Source organism: Methylorubrum zatmanii (assembly GCF_014845115.1).
Taxonomy (GTDB): Bacteria; Pseudomonadota; Alphaproteobacteria; order Rhizobiales; family Beijerinckiaceae; genus Methylobacterium; species Methylobacterium zatmanii.
The window spans coordinates 1-5,743 of record NZ_NKUI01000152.1 but is presented as its reverse complement, the minus strand read 5'-3'; the positions used below and the strand labels follow the sequence as shown (position 1 = coordinate 5,743).

Here is a 5,743-nt window from a genome sequence, read left to right as displayed (position 1 = left end):
GGCGGCCAGCAGGTCGATGGTGCGGCCGCCGATCACAGTGTCGCGCCCGGCGGTCGGGATCACGATCGAGACGAGGGGGCGCTGCCTCGGTTCGCGTCTCAGGGCGAAGTGACCGGGAGCCAGGACGCGGATCGAGCCGAGACCGCCGGTGCGACGGGCGCGGCCGGCGAGGGCGCGGGTGGCGGCCTCCGGGTCGATCCCGGCGCTGCGCCGATGACAGAGCATCTGAGGGATATGCCCGACCCGGTCGGTCCGCTCGGTCAGGCGCAGGGTCAGGTCGTAGACCTCCGCGCCGGCGCTCTCCGCCGGAAAGCCGCCCACGGCCCGCGCGAGCGCCGTGCGGTAGAGGGCGAGGCCGCCGGTATAGAAGCCGGCCTCCAGCGTTTCGGGCGACCAATCCGGCTTGAAATGCGGATCGCACCGTTCACCGTCCGCGCCGATCCGGTCCTCGTCGGAATAGAGCATGTCGTGGCCGGGCTCGGCGGCGAGCCGGCGCGCGACGGCCAGGAGCGCCTGGGGGGCGAGCCGGGCATCGGGTGGCATCGGCGCGACGAAGCTGCCGCGCGCCTCGGCGAGGGCCGCGTCGAGGGCGGGGGTCGCGCCTTCCGGTGACAGCAGGCGGAGCCTCGGCTCCTCGGCGGCGAGCGCCCGGAGCGGTTCCGAGGGCGCGGCCACCAAGAGCAGCTCCCAATCGGGATAGAATTGCGCCCTGAGGCTCGCCACCGCTTCGGACAGGTCTGCCGGCGTGGCGGTGTCCTCCGCCATCAGCACCGAGATCAGGGGCCGGTCCGGCAGGGCCGCGAGGAGCGCGGCGGCGGCCTGGGCCGGGGGGAGGGCCGGCGTCTCGACCGTCGCGATCCAGTCGGCGTAGCGGGCGGGCGGGCGGCGCGTCGCGGCGGCACGGGTCAGGCGGCGCCAGATCTCGCCCGGCGGCACGCTGCGCAGCAGGCCGAAGGCCCGGCGCAACAGGCGGAGCGGGCGCCGCTCCTGCGGCGGCAGCCGTTCGAGAATGGTCCGGGCCGAGACCAGTCCCGCTTCGATCCGGCCCGCCGGTGCGACCGTCACCGCGTCGAGGCGGAAGCCGGGGTTGGCCTCCGTGGCCTCCAGGCGCAGAGCGCGGAGGCCGGGGGGGAGGCGGATCAGGTCGTCCGTGCCGCCCGCCCGCCGGGTCAGGCGGTAACGGCGTGGCTCGGCCTCGCCCTCCACCGCGACGGCGAGCACCGGATGCACCGCATCCGGCCGGCTGCGAAGGCGGATGCGGGTGCCCGACAGGGCCGTCACGGCCGCATGGGGACCGAAGGCGAAGGTGGGCGCCGGGCCGGTCGCGGTCCAGGCGCCGTGATCCGCGCCTCGCTTCAGGTCGCGCAAGGGATAGAGGCCGAGCGCCTCCCGACGCCTCATCGCCGCAGCCTGTCTCGATGTCGCTCGAAGCTCATGCGGCGGGGATTCCACGAAATCCGCTGCGCCGTGAAGAGATTTCTCGGTCAGACCGAATTTGGCGGTTCATCGCGGCGCTCTCGCTGCATCTTTGTCATCTAAGTTTCATGGCGAGGCGGCAGATGCTTCCGGGCGGGCAGCCCTCAGGGCTATGTTTCTCGGGGCCGTGTTGTCAGCCCGCGAGTCCGCGAAGGGAAACCGCATCATGTCGGCGGCAAACGAAGCGCTCGCCGTGTCGGCGCAAGGCGAGACCCTCGCTCAGTCGGGTGGACGCAGCGTCAAGGAGGGCAAGGCCGTGAAGCGGTTGCGCCCTCCGGCTGCCAAGAGCGTCGGCTGGGCCCTGGTGCAGGCGGCGCGGCTCCATCGCGCCCGGGTCGGCGACCGGCTCGCGGAACTTGACCTGTTCGCCGGTCAGGAGCAGGTGGTCCAGGCCCTGGCGGCGGCCGGCAGCATGACCATGGGCGATCTCGCCGCCACTCTGCGGGTGCGGCCGCCGACCGCGTCCAAGACGATCTCCCGCCTCGCCGCCCTCGGCTTCGTCGAGCGCCGGGCCGAGGCCGGCGACGGGCGGATCGTGCGGGTCCGCCTCACCGAATCCGGCCTCGCCAAGGCCGCCGCGATCGAGCGCATCTGGGACGAGGTCGAGGCCGAACTGCTCGAAGACTTCGACAGCAAGGAGCGGCGGCGCCTGCGCAAGCTCCTGCGCCGGGTTGCCCGCAACCTCGCGGAGGCTGCCGGCGTGACCGGTCACGACGAGGTCGATCACGAGATGGACGGCGAGATCGACGACGAGGAGGAGGCTCTGCTCGGGCCGATCGCCTCCGACGCGGTCGCGCAATCGTCCTGAGACAGGATCCGCTTGATCGGATCGGGTTGCGTCTCGGCAAGCCCGCGCGGCGTTTGAGCGAAGCCCATGTCCGCCCTCCCGAAGGGATCAAACGGATTTGGGCTGACGCATGCCGTAACGATGGCGTGCCGCGCCGCCGACGGCGCGTGACGAAGGGCGGCCGGGACTTGCCGGCCGCATTTTCTCACACTCTTCGATGGCTGTGCGTCCCTCCACGGGGACACGCGCCGATGGTCGACCTCCGCCTCAGCGCATGCCGCCGCTGGCGGTGATCACCTCGCCGGTCAGCCAGCGGGCCTCGTCGGAGGCGAGGAACCGGACGACATCCGCGATGTCGTCCGGCTGGCCGGCCCGGCCGAGCGGCGTCTGTGCGACGATGCCGGCTGCCATCTCGGAACCGACGATGCCGGCCGAATGCGTGCCCTCCGTCACCACGAAACCCGGACTGACCGTGTTGACCCGGATCTTGCGGGGGGCCAGCTCGTTGGCCAGAACACCGGAAATCGCGTTCAGGGCGCCCTTGGTTCCGCTATAGACCGAGGCGTTCGGGGTGTTCAGATGGGTGATGGCGGAGTAGATGTTGATGACGCTCCCGCCTTCTCCGAGATGCTTGGCCGCCGCTTGGGTCGCCAGCAGCACGCCCAGCACGTTGACGTCGAACTGGCGACGGTAATGCTCTTCGGTCACCTCTTCGATCGGGGCGAATTCATAGACGCCGGAATTGTTGACCAGCACGTCGAGCCGGCCGAACTGCGTCACCGCCGCCTCGATCAGGCTATGCGCCTGTGCGGCCTTGGACACGTCCCCCTGGAGCGCGATGGCCTTGCCCCCGGCCGAGGTGATCGCTTCGACCACGGAATCCGCTCCCGCTTTGCTCGAAGCGTAGTTGACGACGACCGCTGCGCCATCCGCTGCCAGGGCCTTGGCGATGGCTGCGCCGATCCCCTTCGATGCGCCGGTCACCACGGCGACCTTGCCGTCAAGCTTTGCCATGTGTGCTAACCTTTGGCATGGGCCGGCTCCCGGATGGTTGCCTTCGTCCCATAGTTCGGAATTTCGGAACTATGGGAATGAAGATCAAGGCCCCATATGGATGAAATATGAGGCCCCTGTTTCACCCCGCCCTGGAGGACATCCGCCCGGAAGCGATTCTGCACGCGCTCTCCGATCCGGTCCGCGCGGCGATCTTCGCCCGGATCTCGGGCGCGGGCTGCGTCGAGGCCTGCACCAACGTCGCCGCCTTGGGGGATCGGGTCATCCCGAAATCGTCGCTGTCGAGCCACTTCAAGGTGCTGCGCGAGGCGGGGCTGATCCGGTGTGAGCGCCACGGCGTCGAGATGCGCAACCATTCGCGCTGCGCGGAGGTGGAGGCGCGGTTTCCCGGCCTGCTCTCCGCGATCATGGGCGCCTATGCCCGCGCGAAATCCTCCGAGGCCGTCTCGGAATAGGTTGGGGACAGGGCCGGTTCGGACCGAGTCGATCCGGGACCGGATCAGGCCCGGCCGGCCGGGACCATGTCGGCGAGATCCTTGTGCGCCGGACAGGCGACGGCCGCGGCCAGCATCGCTTCGAGAACGATCAGGTCGGTTTCCGGGTCCGGCTCCCAGCCGCAGGTGCAGTGCCCGTTGGGCCCGTGTGCGTCGGCCACCTGCCGGTAGAGGGTGCCGACGGTGCGAACCGCAGCCTCCAAGGCAGCCATGACGTGCATCGGCTCCCGCTGCATGGCCTGCCAGAAGGCGACGGTGAGCGCCCGCTCCATCGCGCCTTGCGCTTGGCGCTCCGCCGCGTCGGGCGGGGCGGTGAAGAGACCCGCGCTCATGCCCGCACCTCCCCGCGCAGTTCGGCCGGGGTCAGGCGGGGCGGCGTCGCATCGCCGGGTTCCAGGCCGACGAGGGATTCGAGCCCGCCCCGGCTCAAGGACAGGGAGGAACCGTCCCACCACGCGATGCGCAGGCAATCGAGCAGGCCATCGAGGGCGGCGAGCATCGCGGCGAGGCCACCTTGGCCGTCGCGAAGGGAGGGCAGCGTATCGGCCACAGAGGGCCAAGGGCTGCCGGGAGAAGAGTTTGGAAAGGTAATAATGTGCGCCATGTCCTCATCATGGCGTGTTTGGTCTTTATTGTGCAAGCTGTTCTGGAAACATTGGAAATACTTTAAATCCGTTTCATTCGCTCGGCGCCCGGGCTCACTTTGGAAGAATTCAAGCGGGCCTGAAAAGCCGTCTGCGCATCTTGGCTTGGCGCCGCCAGGGCCGCCGGCCTAGCGGACGGGATGGTCGAAGGCGGTGTCGGGGTAGGGTTCCCGCTTCAGGGTGAAATGCCACCATTCCTGCGGGTAGGGCGTGAAGCCGGAGCGAATCATCACCGCTCTCAGACGCTGCCGGTTGCGGGCCTGTGCCGGGCCGACACGGGGGGAGTCCGTCGCCGAGGCCTCGTCGAACAGGTCGAACGGCGTGCCCATGCCGAGTTCCGAGCCGTCGGCGCGGTGGACGAGGGTCAGGTCCACGGTCGAGCCGCGGGAATGCGCGGAGCGCTCGGCGATGTAGCCGAGGCGGAAGAGGTCGGCCTTGTCGATGTTTGGGTAGTAGGCCGGCTTCATCCGCGTGTCGGCGGGGTCGCGGGCCCAGGCGGCGAAATCCGCCACCGCGCGCACCGGGCGGTAGCAGTCGAACAGCTTGAGGCCGAGGCCGTCCGCAGCGAGTGCCGCCTGGGCTCGGGCCAGCGCCCGCACCGCCTCCGGTGTCAGCAGACAGCGCGGCGCCTCGTAACCGGCGATGGGCCGGCCGACGAAATTGTCGGAGCCGGCATAGCGGATGTCGAGGCGCAGCCCCGGTACGACGCGGGCGGCATCGATGAAGGGGTGGTCCGGCGCCGCTTGCGCCGCCTCGGGGGAACCGGCGAGCGCCGCCAGCAGGGGGGCGCAGCGCCGCAGATTCGGGCACTCGCTCACGGCTCGCCTGTCTTCACAGCACCCGTCCTCACAGAACTTGCCGCATCAGCGCGAGGGCCAGCGCCAGCCCGCCGATCCCCGCCAGCAGCGAGGCGAGCACGTAGACCAGTGCGGCGACCACTTCGCCCCGCTCGATCAGGGTGACGGTCTCGAGGGAGAAGGTCGAGAAGGTGGTGAAACCGCCGAGGATGCCGGTCGCCACGAACAGGCGTGCCTGAGGGGAACCGCCGCGCAGGGCCATCCAGCCGGTGACGAGACCCATCAGGACCGAGCCGACGACGTTGATGCCGAGCGTCCCCCACGGGAAGCTCGACCCGAGCCTGACGGCGGTGAAGTTGACCCCGTGACGCAGCACGCCGCCGAGGCCGGCACCGATGAAGACGAGGAAGGTATTCAGCAAGGCGAAGGGCTCGGAAGGAAGCGGGCTGGTCGTGCCAGACTGCGACGAGGTCACAAGGCGCGGGCGCGTTGTAGCGCATCGGCGCGACGATGGGGCAGGGGGCTGGGCAG

General features: G+C 70.1%; 8 protein-coding genes. 2 read left to right on the top strand and 6 right to left on the bottom strand.

The genetic code is table 11. The annotated features are described in order from the left end of the window. Positions 1-1,401: glycosyltransferase (locus MZTS_RS18185; RefSeq protein ID WP_192284914.1), on the bottom strand; the 1,401-nt coding region annotated here is incomplete at its 3' end. Between the two features lie 241 nt (positions 1,402-1,642). On the opposite strand from MZTS_RS18185, the gene MZTS_RS18180 reads away from it, so the two are divergent. Next, the gene (locus tag MZTS_RS18180; protein ID WP_192284913.1) at positions 1,643-2,284 is read left to right on the top strand and encodes a MarR family winged helix-turn-helix transcriptional regulator; all 642 of its coding nucleotides are present in this window, start codon (positions 1,643-1,645) and stop codon (positions 2,282-2,284) included. Positions 2,285-2,530: 246 nt separating this feature from the next. Here MZTS_RS18180 and MZTS_RS18175 read toward each other — a convergent pair whose 3' ends face one another. After that, the gene (locus tag MZTS_RS18175) at positions 2,531-3,277 is read right to left on the bottom strand and encodes a glucose 1-dehydrogenase (protein ID WP_192284912.1); all 747 of its coding nucleotides are present in this window, start codon (positions 3,275-3,277) and stop codon (positions 2,531-2,533) included. Between the two features lie 107 nt (positions 3,278-3,384). Here MZTS_RS18175 and MZTS_RS18170 point away from each other — a divergent pair, with 107 nt between their 5' ends. Further along, positions 3,385-3,732 (top strand): ArsR/SmtB family transcription factor, encoded by a 348-nt coding sequence (locus MZTS_RS18170; RefSeq protein WP_009866469.1) that lies wholly within the window; start codon positions 3,385-3,387, stop codon positions 3,730-3,732. Between the two features lie 44 nt (positions 3,733-3,776). Here the strand turns inward: MZTS_RS18170 and MZTS_RS18165 are convergent, their stop codons facing one another. The 4 genes from MZTS_RS18165 to crcB form a co-directional block, all read right to left on the bottom strand. After that, positions 3,777-4,103: a hypothetical protein gene (locus MZTS_RS18165; protein ID WP_009866470.1), complete on the bottom strand. Its 327-nt coding sequence runs from the start codon at positions 4,101-4,103 to the stop codon at positions 3,777-3,779. After that, on the bottom strand, positions 4,100-4,321 hold the full coding sequence (locus MZTS_RS18160) for a hypothetical protein (protein ID WP_343068796.1): 222 nt from the start codon (positions 4,319-4,321) through the stop codon (positions 4,100-4,102). The genes MZTS_RS18165 and MZTS_RS18160 overlap by 4 nt, the downstream gene beginning before the upstream one ends. Before the next feature lie 222 nt (positions 4,322-4,543). Further along, positions 4,544-5,215 (bottom strand): M15 family metallopeptidase, encoded by a 672-nt coding sequence (locus MZTS_RS18155; RefSeq protein WP_192284915.1) that lies wholly within the window; start codon positions 5,213-5,215, stop codon positions 4,544-4,546. Positions 5,216-5,261: 46 nt separating this feature from the next. Further along, positions 5,262-5,633 carry a fluoride efflux transporter CrcB gene (crcB, locus tag MZTS_RS18150; RefSeq protein ID WP_192284910.1) on the bottom strand — a complete coding sequence of 124 codons (372 nt, stop codon included), beginning with the start codon at positions 5,631-5,633 and terminating at the stop codon, positions 5,262-5,264. Positions 5,634-5,743: the final 110 nt, after the last annotated feature.